This window comes from Bacillus sp. GbtcB10 (assembly GCF_019091365.1).
In the GTDB taxonomy this organism is placed as follows: domain Bacteria; phylum Bacillota; class Bacilli; order Bacillales; family Bacillaceae; genus Bacillus; species Bacillus altitudinis.
In genome coordinates, this window is the sequence record NZ_JAGXJP010000002.1 from 455,160 (window position 1) to 473,691 (window position 18,532).

The 18,532-nt window shown below is 34.8% G+C and carries 13 protein-coding genes; 2 read left to right on the forward strand and 11 right to left on the reverse strand.

Features of this window, described 5'->3' with window-relative positions; translation table 11 throughout:
• The first annotated feature begins 127 nt into the window (after window positions 1–127).
• Window positions 128–1,051: a polyisoprenyl-teichoic acid--peptidoglycan teichoic acid transferase TagU gene (gene tagU / locus KVT11_RS07725; protein WP_116306309.1), complete on the forward strand. Its 924-nt coding sequence runs from the start codon at window positions 128–130 to the stop codon at window positions 1,049–1,051.
• Window positions 1,052–1,284: 233 nt separating this feature from the next.
• Here tagU and wecB read toward each other — a convergent pair whose 3' ends face one another.
• Window positions 1,285–2,424 carry a non-hydrolyzing UDP-N-acetylglucosamine 2-epimerase gene (gene wecB / locus KVT11_RS07730; RefSeq protein ID WP_116306311.1) on the reverse strand — a complete coding sequence of 380 codons (1,140 nt, stop codon included), beginning with the start codon at window positions 2,422–2,424 and terminating at the stop codon, window positions 1,285–1,287.
• Between the two features lie 233 nt (window positions 2,425–2,657).
• Here wecB and galU point away from each other — a divergent pair, with 233 nt between their 5' ends.
• Window positions 2,658–3,539 (forward strand): UTP--glucose-1-phosphate uridylyltransferase GalU, encoded by an 882-nt coding sequence (gene galU / locus KVT11_RS07735; RefSeq protein ID WP_057078980.1) that lies wholly within the window; start codon window positions 2,658–2,660, stop codon window positions 3,537–3,539.
• A gap of 26 nt (window positions 3,540–3,565) precedes the next feature.
• On the opposite strand, the gene tagH is transcribed toward galU, so the two are convergent.
• The 10 genes from tagH to KVT11_RS07785 form a co-directional block, all read right to left on the reverse strand.
• A complete protein-coding gene (tagH, locus tag KVT11_RS07740) occupies window positions 3,566–5,170 on the reverse strand; it encodes a teichoic acids export ABC transporter ATP-binding subunit TagH (RefSeq protein WP_116306313.1) in 1,605 nt (534 codons plus the stop codon).
• Between the two features lie 19 nt (window positions 5,171–5,189).
• A complete protein-coding gene (locus KVT11_RS07745) occupies window positions 5,190–6,017 on the reverse strand; it encodes an ABC transporter permease (protein ID WP_116306315.1) in 828 nt (275 codons plus the stop codon).
• A gap of 150 nt (window positions 6,018–6,167) precedes the next feature.
• Complete coding sequence (locus KVT11_RS07750; protein ID WP_057078978.1) at window positions 6,168–8,000, reverse strand: glycosyltransferase family 2 protein; 1,833 nt, start codon at window positions 7,998–8,000, stop codon at window positions 6,168–6,170.
• Window positions 7,987–9,165, reverse strand: coding sequence for a DegT/DnrJ/EryC1/StrS family aminotransferase (locus KVT11_RS07755; protein ID WP_039170374.1), 1,179 nt, complete (start codon window positions 9,163–9,165; stop codon window positions 7,987–7,989). The genes KVT11_RS07750 and KVT11_RS07755 overlap by 14 nt, the downstream gene beginning before the upstream one ends.
• Window positions 9,166–10,446: an ATP-grasp domain-containing protein gene (locus KVT11_RS07760; protein ID WP_116306317.1), complete on the reverse strand. Its 1,281-nt coding sequence runs from the start codon at window positions 10,444–10,446 to the stop codon at window positions 9,166–9,168.
• A gap of 12 nt (window positions 10,447–10,458) precedes the next feature.
• Window positions 10,459–12,459, reverse strand: a complete 2,001-nt coding sequence (locus tag KVT11_RS07765) for a CDP-glycerol glycerophosphotransferase family protein (RefSeq protein WP_116306319.1) — start codon at window positions 12,457–12,459, stop codon at window positions 10,459–10,461.
• Between the two features lie 102 nt (window positions 12,460–12,561).
• A complete protein-coding gene (gene rfbB, locus KVT11_RS07770) occupies window positions 12,562–13,623 on the reverse strand; it encodes a dTDP-glucose 4,6-dehydratase (RefSeq protein ID WP_057078974.1) in 1,062 nt (353 codons plus the stop codon).
• A 20-nt stretch (window positions 13,624–13,643) separates the two neighbouring features.
• On the reverse strand, window positions 13,644–14,528 hold the full coding sequence (gene rfbA, locus KVT11_RS07775; RefSeq protein ID WP_057078973.1) for a glucose-1-phosphate thymidylyltransferase RfbA: 885 nt from the start codon (window positions 14,526–14,528) through the stop codon (window positions 13,644–13,646).
• A 211-nt stretch (window positions 14,529–14,739) separates the two neighbouring features.
• A complete protein-coding gene (locus KVT11_RS07780) occupies window positions 14,740–17,013 on the reverse strand; it encodes a CDP-glycerol glycerophosphotransferase family protein (protein ID WP_116306321.1) in 2,274 nt (757 codons plus the stop codon).
• Window positions 17,014–17,060: 47 nt separating this feature from the next.
• Window positions 17,061–18,527 carry an alpha-glucosyltransferase N-terminal domain-containing protein gene (locus KVT11_RS07785; RefSeq protein ID WP_116306323.1) on the reverse strand — a complete coding sequence of 489 codons (1,467 nt, stop codon included), beginning with the start codon at window positions 18,525–18,527 and terminating at the stop codon, window positions 17,061–17,063.
• Window positions 18,528–18,532 lie beyond the last annotated feature (5 nt).

Sequence of the window (18,532 nt, forward strand, 5' to 3'; positions counted from 1 at the left end):
TAAGGTTTTTTGAAACCTTTTTTTTGTTACAACGTCTATATCTAGGTTCAGAGTAAAAAAATAACTTGTTTATCAAGATTCGTAAACCTATAATCATGGAAGAATCATAGAAAAGGTGAGGGACATTATGAGAGCTGAGAGAAAAAGAAAGAAAAAGAAGGTTCTTTGGATTGTTTTATCGATTATTGGCTTATTCGTATTAGCCACTGGCGGATACGCGTATCATCTTTGGAATACAGCCGCATCCACTGTCGCAGGCATTCAAGAGAACTTAAAGAAGTCAGATAAGCGTGACAAAGATGTCGATTTAAGTAAAAAAGACCCGATCTCCATTTTAGTCATGGGTGTCGATGAAAGAAAGAATGACCGAGGCCGTGCAGATACATTAATATACATGACTGTGAATCCGAAAACGAAAACAACTGAGATGGTGAGTATCCCCCGTGATACGTATACAAAAATTGTCGGAAAAGGCACAATGGATAAAATCAACCACTCCTACGCTTTCGGCGGTACACAAATGGCTGCAGATACAGTAGAGGAACTGCTTGATGTACCTGTAGATTACTTTGTAAAAGTGAATATGGAAAGTTTTAAAGACATTGTGGATACACTTGGCGGCATTACGGTGAACAGCACGTTTGCTTTCAGCTATGATGGCCATTCATTTGGTACAGGAGAAATTAACCTGAACGGCGATCAAGCCCTTGCCTATACAAGAATGAGAAAGCAAGATCCTAAAGGTGATTTCGGCCGTCAGCAAAGACAGCGTCAAGTCATTGAAGGCATCATTGCAAAAGGCGCTAACATTTCATCTATTACGAAATTCGGCGATATGTTTAAAGTCGTTGAAAACAACATGAAAACGAATATGTCCTTTGACGACATGTGGACGATGATGAATGATTATCGTGATGCAAGACAAAATGTGAAACAGCACGAGCTGAAAGGTACAGGCGCAAGAATCAATAATATTTATTACTATCAGCTTGATGACAGCAGTTTAGCGAAAGTGAAGAAGGAATTGAAGGATAGTTTGGAAGCTTCGTAAATAAAAAACACCTTTTTTGAGAAAGGTGTCAGATTGTTGACAAAGGGCTAAAATGAACTTTATTTTAGCCTTTTGTCTTCTTTTCAGCGTGATAGAAAACCTTTGCAGTCTAGGAAGGACGAGTACTGACGCGGAGCGAATTTGAATTCGTGAGCACCAGCACGCAGGACTGACAAAGAATGCGAGGGTTTGTCTACATGCTGAGAAGACTACAGAAATGTAGTCTTCTTTTTTTATGATTGGAATGGGGCTGGTTTTTCATCACTTAAACCATAACGATGGAGAAGCTCTTCAACAATTCGTTTCGACGCTTGTCCATCACCATAAGGGTTAGAAGCCTTCGACATGTTATCGTACTCTTCCCGGTCTTCTAACAGCTCTTTTGCCATCTGATAAATGGTTTCTTCATCCGTTCCTGCAAGCTTAAGCGTACCAGCTTTCACGCCTTCAGGACGTTCTGTTGTATCACGCAGCACTAATACTGGCTTTCCTAAAGAGGGAGCTTCCTCCTGCACACCGCCTGAATCCGTTAAAATAAAGTGCGACGCAGCAGCAAAGTTATGGAAATCAACCACTTCAAGCGGCTCAATTAAGTGCACACGATCAAGATCACTGAATTCCGTCTGTGCCGCATCACGAACAGCAGGATTTAAATGGACAGGGTATACGACTTGAACATCTTGAAATTCTTCTACAACACGGCGAATCGCTCTAAACATGTTCTTCATCGGCTGACCAAGATTTTCTCTGCGATGAGCCGTTAACAAGATCATTTTATCTGTGCCTATTTTCTCTAAAATAGGGTGTTGATACTGCTCTGTAACCGTTGTTTGCAATGCATCAATTGCTGTATTTCCTGTTACAAAGATGGTCTCTTCTTTTTTATTTTCAACTAAAAGATTCTGCTTTGCCTCATGTGTCGGCGCAAAATGAATATCGGCTATATTTCCTGTCATTTGACGGTTCAATTCTTCTGGAAACGGTGAGTATTTATTATGTGTTCTTAACCCCGCTTCAACATGACCTACTGAAATTTGGTGATAAAACGCAGCCAAACTTCCTGCAAAGGTTGTTGTTGTGTCTCCATGTACAAGCACAATATCAGGTTTTTCCTGTTGGAATAATTGATCTAATTTCAACAGTGCATTTGATGTGATTTCAGATAATGTTTGACGTTCTTTCATAATATTTAAATCATGATCGGGCGTAATATCAAAAGCTTTCAGCACTTGATCAAGCATTTGTCGATGTTGAGCCGTCACAGTAACTGAAGATTTAATTTGTGGATGTTTTTTTAGCTCAAGGACAAGGGGTGCCATTTTAATCGCTTCAGGCCTCGTCCCGAATACAGTCATTACATGTAATGTTCTCAATAGTCGATGCCTCTTTTCTTCTCATTTTATGAGTCCATTATACAAAAATTATCTACAATTGATAATTGAACTTCATTATAGCTTAATAAAATATCTATACAAAACATCAATCATGTTTACAAATTTATCTTAAAATTATTTTAAACATCACAATAGAGTTTGACTCCTTTTAAAAGTAAGATAGAATTTAATAGTAAACTCTGTATATATACAAAAGGAAGGTGCAAAGTTCATTGAAAAAAGTACGTAAAGCCATTATACCAGCTGCCGGTCTAGGAACACGTTTTCTTCCTGCAACAAAGGCCATGCCTAAGGAAATGCTCCCTATCGTAGATAAACCAACTATTCAGTATATTATTGAAGAAGCTGTTGATTCAGGCATCGAAGATATTATTATTGTGACTGGGAAAGGGAAAAGAGCTATAGAAGATCATTTTGATTTTGCTCCCGAACTAGAAAGGAATCTAGAAGAAAAAGGAAAAATAGAATTACTAGAAAAAGTAAGGAAATCATCTAATATTGCAGATATTCATTACATCCGCCAAAAAGAACCAAAAGGTTTAGGACATGCCGTTTGGTGCGCACGCAACTTTATCGGTGATGAACCCTTTGCTGTTTTATTAGGTGATGATATTGTCCAAGCCGAAACACCTGGACTTCGCCAGCTGATGGATGAATATGAAAAAACCCTTTCGTCCGTGATCGGTGTTCAGCAGGTAGCAGACAGCGATACGCATCGCTATGGAATCATTGATCCTCTTACCCAAGAAGGACGCCGCTATCAAGTGAAAAACTTTGTTGAAAAGCCGCCGCAAGGAACAGCACCATCCAATTTAGCCATTTTGGGGCGCTACATTTTCACGCCTGAGATCTTTATGTACCTTGATCAACAAGAAATTGGTGCGGGCGGAGAAATTCAGCTGACAGATGCCATCCAAAAGCTCAATGACATCCAGCGGGTATTTGCCTATGATTTTGAAGGAAAACGATATGATGTTGGAGAGAAGCAAGGTTTCATCGAAACGACGCTAGAGTTTGCCCTTCAAGATGAAGAGCTAAAGAAAAAACTCATCCCATTTATGAAACAGCTTCTTGAAAAAGAAGAAGTGAATTAAAAAAGCTGCCGGCATCGGCAGCTTTTTTATTTGGTCGCTGAAACGGTCAGCGTATGCTGTTCATTATCAATGACAAACAGGTTATGTTCGCCCTTTACTGCGAACTTCGTTTGTTTCTCATTCATCCAGACATTCTGTTCTGTCAGTCCAAGTGTTGAAGGAGAGATAGGCATGATCTCGCGGAACACCATCGTATTCGCCAGACCATTTTGAATCACATAATCGGTTTTCTCAGTGGTCAGCCGCTCAACGGTATCACCTTGCTCACTTTTGACCGAGCTAAGTGTTTGCATTCTTTGCTTCAGCACAGACTCTTCTTTTCCAAGGAAAGAAAGTAAGTACTCATACGAACCCGCAGATGCGGGTGATACGTAGGAATTGAACTGTGCTGGTCCGATAGATAATGGTTTCAATTCATCTGCGTTTTGTAGCGCATCAGGTTGCACATAATACGTCTCTGATGCTGTTTTGATTTGAACGACTTGTTTATTTTTAGCCACAGCCTTCACTTCTTGTCCAAACGATAATGTGACGTCTGCCTTTTTTTTCATGGCCCTGTCTGTATAAACCGTCATTGGATCTGCCTTAACTACAGCCTGTTGATCAATCTTTTTCATATCATCAGAGGCACCTTTCGTCTCATGGTTCGTTGATTGGGGCGCCTCTGTTTTACCTGAGGGAATTGCACCAAATGTCGCCAGTGTACGCAGCGGACGATCCGAAAACATAGAAAGGGCAAGTAAGATGGTTAAAACAGCTATTATGGTCACTTGAAAGGCTGGTCCAAAAAATGAACGTCGTTTCCCACTTTCTTTATAACGGGTGACTTTTTCCGTCTTTTGAACGCCTTTTCTACCTTCCTTATGTTCCATTTGGTATTTTTGTTTCTCTTTTTTGGAAAGCTTGTTAAACCAGTCAACAAACTCCTTATACTCTTTCACGACCTTTTTCGTTTCATCAAACATACGAAGCTCACCATAATGCATCCAAGCAACCCGATCACAGATTTTTTGAATTTGACTAATGGAATGACTGACAAAAAAGATTGTCTTCCCTTGTTCTTTGAATTCTGTGATACGATCCACGCATTTTTGATAGAAGGTTTGGTCACCAACGGACAACGCTTCATCAATAATCAAGATATCTGGATCGATATGCGCTGAAATGGCGAAACCTAGACGTGATTTCATTCCGCTTGAATAACTCTTCACGGGTTGATCAATAAAGTCACCGATATCCGCAAACTCTACGATTTTTTCATAAAGATCGTCAATTTCCTTATTTGTCAGACCCATCATTAAGCATTTTAAACGAATGTTGTCTTTACCGCTTAACTGATTGTTCAGCCCTGCAGCAATGGCAATTAACGATGGCTGACCGTCCATATCAATCTCACCGCTTGTCGGTGGAATGATTTTCGCTAGAAGGTTCGACATTGTGGATTTCCCAGACCCGTTGATCCCTACAAAACCAATCGTCTCTCCTTCATAGACATCAAACGATACATCACGAACGGCAAAGAAACCTTTTTCATTTTTATTAGGTAAAAACAGCCCTTTAATCTTATCCGACTGTTTTTTATATAGGACGTATTGCTTGGATACGTTTCGAAACGAAACCTTTAGTTTCATCGTATAATCTCCTTACTTTTTAAAGAAAATCGACAAATTTATCCCTAAATTTCATATGAAGCAATGAACCGACTGTTAAAAGAAGAAGCGTAATCAACCAGAAATAAAGTGTATATTTCACATCATGGAAGAACCATTCTCCCTTTAACAAGCTATTTCTGAAACCATCAATAATGTAGAAAAGAGGATTTAATCTTAAAATATCCCCTATCCATGCTTTGTCTCCAGTGAGCTTTTCTGAGATATTCCAAAAAATCGGCAGCAAAAAGAAAAGTAAACGTGTCACTGATTGTAAAAGAAATTGATAGTCCCTTACGAGTACACTAATTGTTGAATTAAACAAACTAAACGAAAACATAAACGCGATCATACATATAAGGTAGTAAATATATTGTAGCCAATGCGCGTCAGGATATATGCCATAAGAAATCAGCACAATCAGATAGACACCCATCATGACAAAATAGCTGAACAAATTGGACATGATGACCACAGACGGCAGCGCACTAATCGGAAAATTCATTTTTGATACCATATTAATGCGTTTAAACACACTGTTTGATCCATCAAGGATCGTCGGACTAATGAAGAACCACGGTATTAATCCAGCAAGCATCCAGATGATAAATGGAATCTCCATGCCTCCAATGATAATTGGCTGTCCTCCGCGAATGCCTAAACCAAAAACAAACCAGTAAGCCAGCATTTGAATCAATGGATTTAAAAATTGCCATAAAACACCTAAATAATTCATCTGATATTTTGATTTTGTTTCATAAACAGCAAGTCGCATAATCAGCGGAAATGAGCTGATTTGCTCCTTTAATATCGTCAACATTGCGTTCATTCTAATCTTCCTTAGATATAAGTTTTTGGAATTACTTTTTTTAAAAGCACCGCTCATAATTGTACCAGAAGTTGAGGAATATTTCACTTATCAGGAAATACACATCATAAACAATATAAAAAGGAGGAAGCTACTTCCTCCTTTTTAAAATTAAACTTTCAATCTTGATAAGAATCGGGTAATATTCGTTGAACTTTTTAAAGAAATGTTTCCTTTGGCCGTTTCGTATATTTCTACCTGAAAAGGTCTTAAGTTATACCTATTATATAGTCTATCTGTTAATAAATTTTTTCTTAATCTAAAGTGACGATCTTGCGAGCAGTAAAAAAGGTCATATGTCTTAAACCCTTCAAAGAAATGTTCCCATTTAATATTGAACTCTGTACTTGATGTTCTTTTCAGAAAAATTACTTCTCTTGTTATTCGATTTTTCAAATAGAATGTCCCTGTTTCTATTATTGGCTTTTCTGCTAATATAGAAACACCTTCATCATTCAAAATCAATTGTTCTACTTTTACATTTATATTTTCAATAGATAGGTTTCCGTTAATAGTGAAAAAGAGATGAAAATTAGATTGATTGCAATGATTAAGGGCTCCCTTGTACATTTGCTTAGAAATTCTAAATTTATCTTCTTTGTCGTTTCTTTGAACAATAAGATAAATATCATATGTTGCAATTTGATTCAAATCTTCTAAAGAAAATTCCGCATTTAATTGACCAACATCATTTGTAAATGTATTGATCAATTTTTTTTCCGATAAATTATGTCTTGACTCAAAAGAAAGAAATACCTGAGCATCATTAAACGTTTTTGGTATATCGATATCTCTGAATATAATTTTTTGACCATCAACATCTATATGATTTATTTTGATAAATTCTTCTTTTAGTACTTTAATTTCAAAGAGTTCATCCGGAATATTGAGACTTTCGTTTCTAAAAAAGGGAAGGGCCCAATAGTATTTACCATTCTCTTTTAATATATTTCCTTTTTGATTACCAGCTAAATAATATATTAATTCCTCATGAAGCTCATTCAAAATAAAGTAGATATATAAATTACTAGTAATCCCTAAATCATTGTCAAAGATATTATCAATCTTTTGTAAAATCGGTTTAATTTCTTTATAAAATACGTGCCTAAACTTTTTATCCCAAACGATATTTTTAATCGGAAAGAACAAACGTTCAATATTTCTTTTAAGAAATTCATTTAAAAGCTCTTTATCACCATAATTCTCGAAATATTCTAATTGATATTTAAGTGATTCTATCCGATCTTGAAAGTTTCGTAAATCACCATTTAATTGAGTTATTGACTTTTGAGTTGCTTCTTCTCCTCTTTTTCTCCAAAGATAAACAACATCCGTAATGATTGATATTTTTTTCGCATATAAAAATGCCTTATGAACCATTGGGCGATCTGCATATAGCATACCTGGAGGCATAAAACATTGATATTCAAAGATCAACTCTCTCCGAAATATCTTGTTCCAATAAAATCCATCATAAAAAACATCAGGATAATCTTTTACTTTCTCGATTAATTTATTCTTTTGCCAAACTTCTCTTTCCTTTTTATAAATAATTTCTTTTTGAAAACCGTTTATTAAGATATTAGGCCTTCCTATCACAATATCAGACTCAGTTTTCTTTGCTTCTAAATATAATTTTTCATAGGCATCAAGAGGAAGAATGTCATCTGAATCCATGAGCGTAATGTATTCTCCTGTTGCATATTTTAATCCGTGATTCCCCGCATTGGCGCCCCCACTATTTTTTTGATGAATTACCATCATATTTGAATATTTTTTTTCATATTCATCTAAAATTTCGGCACTATTATCAGGACTCTCATCATTTACTGCAATAATTTGCAAATCTGGCAATGATTGATTAACAAGTGAATCAAGGCACTCCTTCAAATAGTATTCTGTATTATAAACCAATACAACAACGCTTAGTTTATACTGACTCATTCGATAGTTCACCCACTTGATTCGTCATTCTTATGTTGACTTGATTATGAAAATTGTCCAAAACTATTTTCATGATGGTACAGATTTGTTCAACTTCACTTAAGGATAGTTCTGTGTACATTGGCAATGCTAAAATTCGATTACTAACATATACTGCTACTGGCGTTTCACTTGAATCAAATGTATAGCAACCGAAGTCATTACAAAGAGGATAGAAATATTTCCTGGTAAACAAATTATATGCTTTCAATTCTTCATTTACATAATCTCTCATCTCTTGATTTTCTAAAATTATTGGAAAGTATGAATAGTTGTGATGGACATTATCATCAATTGCTACAACATTAATTCCTGGTATCTCAGATAATTTTTCTTCATATTGATGATAAATTTTTTTTCTTGTTATTATATCTTGATCAATTTCTTCCAAATTCACTAATCCCATAGCAGCTTGGAATTCATTCATCTTTGCGTTAATTCCAATATAATCAACTGTTTCATTTGAAGTAATACCAAAATTTTTCAAAGCTTTTAATTGTTGAATTAATCCTTTCTGTTTAAAACAAAGAACTCCACCTTCAATCGAATGAAAAACTTTGGTTGCATGCATACTAAACATAGATGCATAGCCAAATTCTGCAATCGGTTTACCATTTATTTTAATTCCAAAAGCATGTGCTGCATCATAGATAACAGGTATTCCATAATCCCTTGAAATTCGATCTAATTCATTCACATCACAAGGGTTTCCAAAAACATGCACTGCTACAATTGCTTTTGTTTTTTCAGTAATGAGTTTTTCAATATGATTGATATTGATATTGAATGTATTTGGTTCTATGTCACAAAAAACTGGCTGGAAACCTGTATTTTTTATTGCATGAACTGTAGAAGCAAAAGTAAAAGGTGTTGTAATCACTTCACCCTTTTCTTCTATTGTTTTTAAAGCAATTTCTAATGCTAAGTGGCCATTGGTAAAGAGTTCAATTTGGGGTGCCCCAAGATATTCTTGAAGATTTTTTTTAAACTCTTCATGTAATGGACCGTCATTTGTTAACCATTTATTCTCCCAAATACTTTTTATCTTATCCGTGTAATATTCAAGTTTTGGAAGTTTTGGTTTTGTCACATGAATTGGCGTTTGAAATTTAAATTGTCTTATCATTTAATTTCTCCAATCAATTAATGCTTCTATCGAGTCTACGTCAAACACAGGGATGTCAATTGCTTTAATTTGATCTCTTTCGCTAAAAGAATCATCAATAAATATAGAAGGTATTTGATTATCTACAAACTTTGATTTCATATCTTCTTTTTTTAGATGAATGACACGATCAAAAAGGTTAATGTGGATTCGAAGCTTTTCCAAAGTTTCTTTGATATCATTGATATGCTTTGTAATTAGGATAATTTCCTTCTCATTATTAAAACATTGATATAAAAATAACATTAAATGAGGATTAACTTTATCTTTATACGTAATCGTATCATCAAAATCCACGTACACTCTTTGATAAGAGTATTGAATGCTAAATCGATTAATCAAAGCCCTGTCTACTTCAAGGTTCACACCGTTATCTTCTATTTTTATATCAAAATCCATTCGATCATATAAACTCAGTAAAGGGAAGTTTACACCTTTGTTACGATATAATGCCATAGTTCCTGCAATTCGCGGTGCCACTTCTAACAACTTGTATTGACCGTTCACATCTTCTTTAATTTGAAAAAACCAAGCTCCTCTAAATTTAAGATGTTTATTAATTTCTTGCGCTATCTGTGTTGTTTGCTCATCCATCGGTAACGTGGAAGAGTTTACACTTATACCACTCTTAATACGCTTTCTTTCACGTCTCCCAGTATATTCAAGTTCTCCATTTCTATTTGTAAAGCAATCTATTGTATATTCTTTACCTGGGAGATATTCTAGTATTAATAAGTCGGATTGATTATTTTTATAAAACTCCAGCTCTTTTTTATTTCTTGCAAGTGCTACTCCTTTTGATCCTTGTCCAACATCTGGCTTTAAGAATACGGGGAATGTATCTACATCATCAACCTTTTCATACATTTTTGGAACAAAAGATTGTTTTTCAAAAAATTCATACGTTTTCTTTTTCGATCTTGAAATCTCACAAGTCAATTGATCTGATGTTATAACTATGGCATGAAGTCGCTCTCGATTCTGTGCTAAATTTAATACCACACTATCATGTGCAGGGAAAATAAAATCAATTTCATTTTCTTTAATTATACGATTTAATTGATCAATAAAGCCTTCGTCATGGATATTTGGCATACCCTCTATATAATTCTTATATACATACTTACCATGATCAGAGACGCTGGAAGCACCGATCAATTCAAAGTCTTTTGAGTACTTAAGAGAATTGTGAATCTCCAAGCCAATCTCAGAACCACATGGAAACACTAGAACTTTTTTCATTGTTACCTCCAATTATTTTTTGAATACTGTTTCGATAACTAATTTAGCTGAATTTCCTGTTTCCAGGCTACAATAATCTTGGAAAAATTCATTATATTTTTCTTCATATTCTTTTTCCACACGATGAATATTTTTTATCGCATCAAATAACTCTGTTTGTTCCTGTAATACTGGACCTGGCAAGTCCTTGTACATATCTAAGTAAAAACCTCTTATCTCCTGTTTATAAAGTTGATAATCATAAGCATAGAACAATATCGGCTTTTTGCTATTTGCATACTCAAAAAACACAGAAGAATAATCCGTGATTAAAATATCACTGACTAAATACAATTCCTGAATATCATCATATTTAGATAAATCAATGATTGAAGAATGTTTGCTTGGATTAAGCACTAAATAATCTGAAATTAAATGGTGCATTCTTAAGATTAATACATAATCATCACCAAATTCATTCTGGAACTGATCTAAATCGAATTGTATCTCAAAGGAATGGTTCCATGATCCATTGGATTCATTATCTCTCCAAGTTGGAGCATACAATATAACTTGTTTTTCCTTAGGAATACTCAACTTTCTTTTAATGGATTCAATTTTTTCTATATTATTCGTTTTATAAAAAATATCATTAGATGGATAGCCATTTAATATGATCTCTTTTTCAAACTTAAAAGCCCGCTTAAAGATATCACCAGAGTATTTATTAGCTGCCAATAGAAAATCCCAATTACGAGATTCTAAATAAAAATTTTCCCTAGCCAATTTTTCAGGACCATCTACTTCTATGTCATAACCCAATCTTTTTAAAGGCGTTCCGTGCCATGTCTGGATATACACATTACCTTCTCTTTTCCGATGTACCGGGAAAATAATATTGTTCACCCAATATTTTGAAAGCGCCAGGTATCGATAATAATCTTCTTCTTCTCTACTTACTACAATTGGGTTTCCTGGTAATTTCGATTCTCCTTGATAAGACCATACAAATTGATACTCTTCACCATATCCATTTTCCAATAAGTATTCATATATATATTTTGGATTTCCTGAGTAACTTTTTCCTAAAAAACTTTCAAAGAAAATCATTTTCTTATGAATTGGATGATTATCACAAGTATTATTAAAGATAGTTTTACCTCTAGCGATATTGTATGTCTTAATATATTGTTCATTATCAGTAAACCAGCATGCTAAGCTCTCTTTTCCCATAGTTACATATATAATAAGCTTGAAGTTATCTTTATATTCATTATTTAGTAGATACCTATCTTCTTCTCTTGAGAAATCATTATAACCTGTCATATCTACTAGTTCCTTATAACAGATTCGTTTCTTATCATCCCTTATTTGCAAAAAGAAGTCCCATCTGCTATTGAGATCCAAATGTTGTTTTAATTTATCTATCAAAATAATTTTTTTAAAAATATATTTATTCTTTTCTTTCTGAAAATCTAAAGAGTAGCCATATGACTTGTTATTGTCTCTTCTTACTGCAATTAATTCTAATTGTCTAACTGAATATTCATCTGAAAATTGGATTACTTCCCCCTCAATATAAAAGTTCGAGCCTACACTTTTTAAATTTTTTATATGCTGAGTAAAAATATTTTTTTTATAATCAAAAGATAGATTTCCGTTTTTGGTTTTAAAACTTTTTAATTTTAAGTTCAAATCCTCTGAATATGATGTAAACCCTTGATTATTTATGCTAAATACAGTTCTCTTACGAAAATATTTACTATAAAATTGAAGAGTAATATACACATCCAAAGTTCCATTACTATTAAGATCTACAATATCTTGAAGATTAAAAACAGAGATGTTTTTTTTAATTTTGCTCTTTAAAAATCTGCCACTCTCACGATCTTTCAAAATTACATATTTATTAAATAAACTAAAGCCTAAATGATTAACAACTAAATGGAGTTCTTCTTTTTTAATTTGGATTTTCACTTTATGTTTACTTATTTTTGACTTTAATATTTTAGAAACTAATTTTTTAATTTTCATTTTTAGTCTTCGTAACCTCATCTCAATTACATTTTTCACAATAGCAATAAAGAAAAAATTCCCCATTCATGGTGTTGAATAGGGCTTTTCAAAAATAAAATATTACTTTACTGTATTGTATGCTTTTTGATAGTAATTTTTATACTCATCGTCTATAATATTTTTAAACCATAGAGAGTTATCTAAATACCAATCAATTGTTTTTATAATACCTGTTTCAAAATGATATTTCGGCTGCCATTGGAGTTCTTTTTCTATTTTTGTTGGATCAATCGCATAACGTCTATCATGACCTTTTCGATCTCTAACAAAGGCTATTAAGTCTTCGGTAACCGTGTGATCTACCTTCTCATTTAAATAAGTTATGATTTTTTTCACAAGGTCAATATTTGTCTTTTCGTTATGTCCGCCAATATTATATACTTCTCCAAGTTGGCCATTTTGAATAACTAAGTCTACAGCACTGCAATGGTCTTCAACAAAAAGCCAATCCCTAACGTTCAATCCATCTCCATAAACAGGGATGCTCTTTTTTTCAATACAGTGATGAATAACAAGTGGTATCAATTTTTCTGGAAACTGAAATGGTCCATAGTTGTTAGAGCATCTTGTAATATTCATAGGGAATTTATACGTATCAAAAAACGATTGTACCAGTAAATCACCCGAAGCCTTACTAGCTGAATACGGACTATGAGGATCTAAAGGTGTTTCTTCTGTAAAATACCCTTCCTCACTCAATGAACCGTACACTTCATCTGTTGAAATCTGAATAAACTTTTTTCCTTCTTTATAAGAGTCTGCATCTGTTTGCCAGAATTCTTTAGCTGTATTCAAAAGATTCAATGTACCAAGCACATTGGTTTCCACAAATACTTGCGGATTTTCGATACTTCTATCTACATGAGATTCAGCTGCAAAATTCACTACATAATCAATTTCGTTATTTTCAAAAATTTCACTCAATAATTCCGAATCCTTAATATCACCTTTAATAAATTTATAATTCACGAAATGTTCATATTGAGATAAGTTTTCAAGATTCCCTGCATAAGTTAGTTTGTCTAGATTTATAATTTTTATATCTGTATACTTGTCTAACATATATGATATAAAGTTAGAACCAATAAAACCTGCTCCACCTGTAACAAGGTAAGTTTTCATTATTCTCTCCTTTGTAACTTCTATTTAAGAATGACTTCTTTATTTTCAGCTAAATCTAATAAGTATTTGCCATATTCAGTTTTCGTTAATGGTAGAGCTAAACGAGAAAGTTGTTCTTCATTTATATACCCTTTACGATAAGCAATTTCTTCTAATGAAGCGACATAGAGCCCTTGTCTATTTTGAACTGCCTCAATATAATTACTTGCCTCTAGTAAACTTTTATGTGTACCAGTGTCTAGCCAAGCCATTCCTCTACCCATAATTTCCACTTTCAATTCACCATTTTTCAAATAAAAATCATTAATAGAACTAATTTCAACTTCCCCTCTTGCAGAGGGTTTAACATTTTTTGCGATTTCCACCACTTTATTATCATAAAAATAGAGACCAGGTACCGCATAGTTTGATTTAGGTTGGCTAGGTTTTTCTTCAATGCCAAGAACATTTCCGCTATTATCAAATTGGACAACACCGTAATCCTCTGGATTCTTTACATAATACCCAAAAACAAGCGCACCTGTCGTTAGTTCTACTGCTTTGTTTAGGATTTCAGTTAAACCTTGTCCATAAAATATATTATCACCGAGCACAAGACACACATTATCTTGGCCTATAAATTCTTCTCCAATAATAAAAGCATCTGCAAGTCCTTTAGGTTCTTTTTGTACCTCATAACTTATTTGTATTCCTAAAGTTTCTCCCGTCCCTAGAAGACGTCTAAATTGTTCTAAATCATCTGGGGTAGTAATAATAAGTACTTCTTTAATACCACTTAGCATTAGAACTGATAGTGGATAATAAATCATTGGTTTGTCGTAAATGGGAACTAATTGTTTAGAGATACCCTTTGTAATTGGATAAAGCCGCGAGCCCGTACCACCAGCTAAAATTATTCCTTTCAAGATGATCCTCCTATGAAAAAATACTCAGAAAAGCCTTAAATCCTAAGAAATTATTTGTTTTTTATTTGAATATCAGCTTTATAATAACATATACCTAATACAAAGTTAATAGTTAAAATTCGGTCCTAAATTACAATTCTAAATAAATAAACCAAAAAAAGCACTATTAAGGGATTCACTCTTAGGCATGAGGATCCCTTAGTAGTGCTTCTCAATATTCCTTTTTAAATACCACTTCCACCACTCGCTTCGATGACTTTCCACTCTCTAGATAGCAGAATTTTTCATAAAACGGTGCGAATGAAGCTGGTAATGTAAAAGTCGGTTGTTCTGTTTCTCTTACCCATTCAATGACACTTGCTGTCTCTTTCACAAGCGGCCCAGGTGCTTCTTGTTCAAAGTCGAAGTAGAATCCTCTGAGCTTGTCACGATATGTTTCGATGTCTGGTACATAGAACAGCATCGGACGTTTAAGGTTTGCATAATCAAAGAACACGGAAGAGTAATCTGTAATGAGTAGGTCGGAAATCATATAAAGGTCTCGAATGTCTTCGTAATGAGAGAAGTCATAGGCAAAGCCTTCATATGGTCCGAGATCAAAGTTTTCCGCTACTAAATAGTGCATACGAAGGATGATGATATATTCTTCTCCGATTGATGCTCGTAGCTCATGCAGATCAAGATCTAAATCAAATTTGTACTGCCCTTTTTTATAAAATTGATCGTCTCTCCATGTCGGTGCATATAAAATCAATTTTTTATCAAGTGGCAAGTTCATTTTTTGTTTGAGCGCTCTCATTGTTTCGTCATTGTTTTGATTGTGAAGGAAATCATTTCTCGGATATCCTGACTCAATCATGGTCTTTTGGAATTGGAACGCACGGGTAAAGATTTCGGTCGAGTATGCATTAGGAGAAATCAGATAATCCCAATTCGATGCTTCTTTCGTGAAATTCTTTTTGTACTTCTTCGTGTTTGTTCCAGGCATATGCACTTCGTCCATGTCCATCGCCAGTCGTTTTAATGGCGTGCCGTGCCATGTTTGTAAGTATTGGGTGTGTTCTGGTTTTGGAACCCATAGCGGCAAACGACTGTTTACGACCCAATACTCGGCTCTTGCCATTGCAAAAATCCATTTCAATGACAGACGATTGATATAGTAGATGCCCTTTTCTTTAAATGGTGCTTCATGCCCTTTTTTAACACTCCAGATCAGCGTATATTCAGGGTGATTTTCTTTCATATATTCATAAATAGCACGCGGGTTACAGCTGAATTGTTTTCCATTAAAGCTTTCAAACACAACAGTTTTCTTTTTGACGGACAGCTTACTCGCCAGCTTAAAGGTTGTTTTAAAGGTTCTTGTTACAAGACGATTTCGAATTTTTTTGATTTTCCCAAATTGCTTTTTGAATTTCTTCCACTTGCTTTTCACGTAGTACTTAGCACGTGTCTTCATGGTGTAATCATTAATTCGAATACCAAGGGTTTGTCTTTTTTTCTTTCTGTACACTTCATAACGAATTGGTACGTCGTCTCTTTTATGAATTTGAACAAGCCCTTTGAGTTTGTTTGAACGATCTCCAAGTACCAAAGAAGCAGTTGTTAATGTTTCCTCCACTCCGTTGACGTCGCAAATAAATTCTAGATAAAAGCGGTATATAAGACGTTTATTTAAAGAATAAGTTAACTCCTCTAAAGGAACTTCTGCTGAAAATTGATACAGTTGTGGTGTTTGATGGTCGTCACGATATTGAATGACTTCATCTTTTTTATGTGTCATCTTGACAGGAAAACGATGCTCAACTGGTTCCTCACCATTTTTCTTCAATAGAAGCTTTACTTCTTTGATCTGATAAGGATGCTCTGCACTTAGAACGCCTGCATACCCAGATAAAGATAGCGTGCATTCTTTGTTGAGCTCGATATGATGGAATTTCACAACTTTGAGCTCCCGTTTGATTTTCAATGAAGCATTGCCTTTGTCTGTACGATATGGAATAACATACAACAGCGCTTCTTTATTTTCTAAAAATGTCAGCTCTGGCGTTTCAATTTCCATTTTCAAACGACGTTTATAATATGGTGTTTTTTCTTCTATTTCGGAAGTCGCGCTGGTATCCGCTTCTTTTGCGTCTTCATCCTCTTCTTCCGAATCAGAATCATAGGCTGAGTCTTCAAGCTCGTCTTCGTCCTCTTCTTTGTTTGTGCTCAGATAGTCCGTGACATACAAGTTGTATGTCTGGCCTTGCTCTAACGCAAGCGGAAGCGATGCTTCACTCAGTACCAATTTGAATAGATTCCCTTCTTGATGAACAAGCGGGAGGAATAGTTCTTGTTTTGAGACCCTTTCCCTCATAAACAGATAAAACTCTCTATCTGCTAATGGCATGTCATCGTAGATGCGAACGAGCATTTCCAATTTTTCATGATGATTTTTTAAACCTTCAACGACACTCTTCTTATGGATTCCCTCTTCAATCATTAATCGTTAATCTCCTCTGTTCAAAAATCTTACCGTTATTTGTATCATTATTTTACTTTCCAAGAATAGTTCCCCTGTTTCGTTTGATACGACCAACCATCAATTGAAGATGGTTTATTGGTAAGGAGCTCTCCCTCTACTTCTAGACGTTGCAACACTTCTTGAAGTTCTTCTGTTTTAAAGCGGATGTAAAAATCCACAAATTTTGTTTGGTTGGTTTCGATGTTTTTCTTTGTTTGAAAATGACCAATTGGGAAACTGACTTGATCATTCTCATCAATTGTTTGAGAAATGATTTCAGCTCCATTCACTCGATCATATCCTGCAAAATCAATTTCCACATGATCCACTTGGCTCATTTCGTCTGTCATCTTAAGCTGAAGATGAAGAACATGGTGTTCAGAGCTAAGATCATGCAGTACCCATTTCGTGCGATCCACGATCTTTCTCAGCTCATCTTTACGTATACGGTTTTCCAGCATCTGATGAAGTACTGTTTTCCAAGCTGACATTTCATCAGAAGGCACATGGTAGAAATAAGTTTGTTCTCCTAAAACCTTCTCAACATCTTCTTTATGCTTAGTATCGCCAAAGAAGACGGCATCCACTTGCTGTTTTCTTATTTGTTTAAATAATTCTCCATATTGAGAATTGATATGGAGCGGATTTTCCTCATAATGGGCTTCATGCACAAAAGCAGCATAATAAGTTGATTCCGGTTGATTTATTTTAAACAAGTGGCGGTCCTGGTCCCGGTCCTCTGTGACCATCAGTTTTAACCGGTCATTTTGTAATTGAATGCTGGATAGCCATTGTTGTTTTATATCCGTCTTCTTTGTAAATGTTTGAATTCCTGTACTTTTATACCAATTTATGTGCCGAACTGGATTCTTTTTTGCATCACCAGCATAGATGATCTCCATAAAAATGCTGCCATCGTCCTTGATCAATTCCTCTAAATAGAGGGCACCTGTATGAGGAACAAAACTTTGAACTCTGCGTAAAGCTCCCTGCCAATTGTATTCTTCTCTCTTCAATAATTGTTGCTCTTCATTATATTGATCAATCATACAGATTGGGGAAGAAGGCAGTTCATATCTCGTCACCTGAATGGTTGATGTATCTGCCGGTATGACTGCTTCATTAATGGATTGAGGTACTTCACCTGCAATAAACTCCGAATAATATCTTTTACTTCCGCTCTCTGGCAGAATGTAATGTTCAAATACATTCAGGATGTCAATTTGAGGATGAAACGTCTCCTCCAAGCGGCGAATACGGTCCTTCACATTTACATCGAAATTCAAAGTTAAAATCGAAGTATGTTTATGTTTCTCAGCCAATGGCTCTATTCTTGCTTTTAAAGACTTCGTTAAGCCATCTTCCTCATTTGGTACGTCACCTACAATAAAGTAGTAGTCCATATCAGGAATTTCAACTAATGCCATCGTTTCATTTTGTTCAGGTTGATCCAATGTATCTTTAACTTTTTTCTTCATCCAATTTTGAAACAAAGAAA

What these genes read in the sequence shown, in the direction of transcription:
- KVT11_RS07765 (WP_116306319.1), bottom strand. Translation starts at nt 12,459, where the DNA reads ATGAAAATTAAAAAATTAGTTTCTAAAATATTAAAGTCAAAAATAAGT.
- KVT11_RS07760 (WP_116306317.1), bottom strand. Translation starts at nt 10,446, where the DNA reads ATGAAAAAAGTTCTAGTGTTTCCATGTGGTTCTGAGATTGGCTTGGAG.
- KVT11_RS07745 (WP_116306315.1), bottom strand. Translation starts at nt 6,017, where the DNA reads ATGAACGCAATGTTGACGATATTAAAGGAGCAAATCAGCTCATTTCCG.
- tagH (WP_116306313.1), bottom strand. Translation starts at nt 5,170, where the DNA reads ATGAAACTAAAGGTTTCGTTTCGAAACGTATCCAAGCAATACGTCCTA.
- KVT11_RS07750 (WP_057078978.1), bottom strand. Translation starts at nt 8,000, where the DNA reads ATGAGTCAGTATAAACTAAGCGTTGTTGTATTGGTTTATAATACAGAA.
- KVT11_RS07755 (WP_039170374.1), bottom strand. Translation starts at nt 9,165, where the DNA reads ATGATAAGACAATTTAAATTTCAAACGCCAATTCATGTGACAAAACCA.
- tagU (WP_116306309.1), top strand. Translation starts at nt 128, where the DNA reads ATGAGAGCTGAGAGAAAAAGAAAGAAAAAGAAGGTTCTTTGGATTGTT.
- rfbB (WP_057078974.1), bottom strand. Translation starts at nt 13,623, where the DNA reads ATGAAAACTTACCTTGTTACAGGTGGAGCAGGTTTTATTGGTTCTAAC.
- KVT11_RS07780 (WP_116306321.1), bottom strand. Translation starts at nt 17,013, where the DNA reads ATGATTGAAGAGGGAATCCATAAGAAGAGTGTCGTTGAAGGTTTAAAA.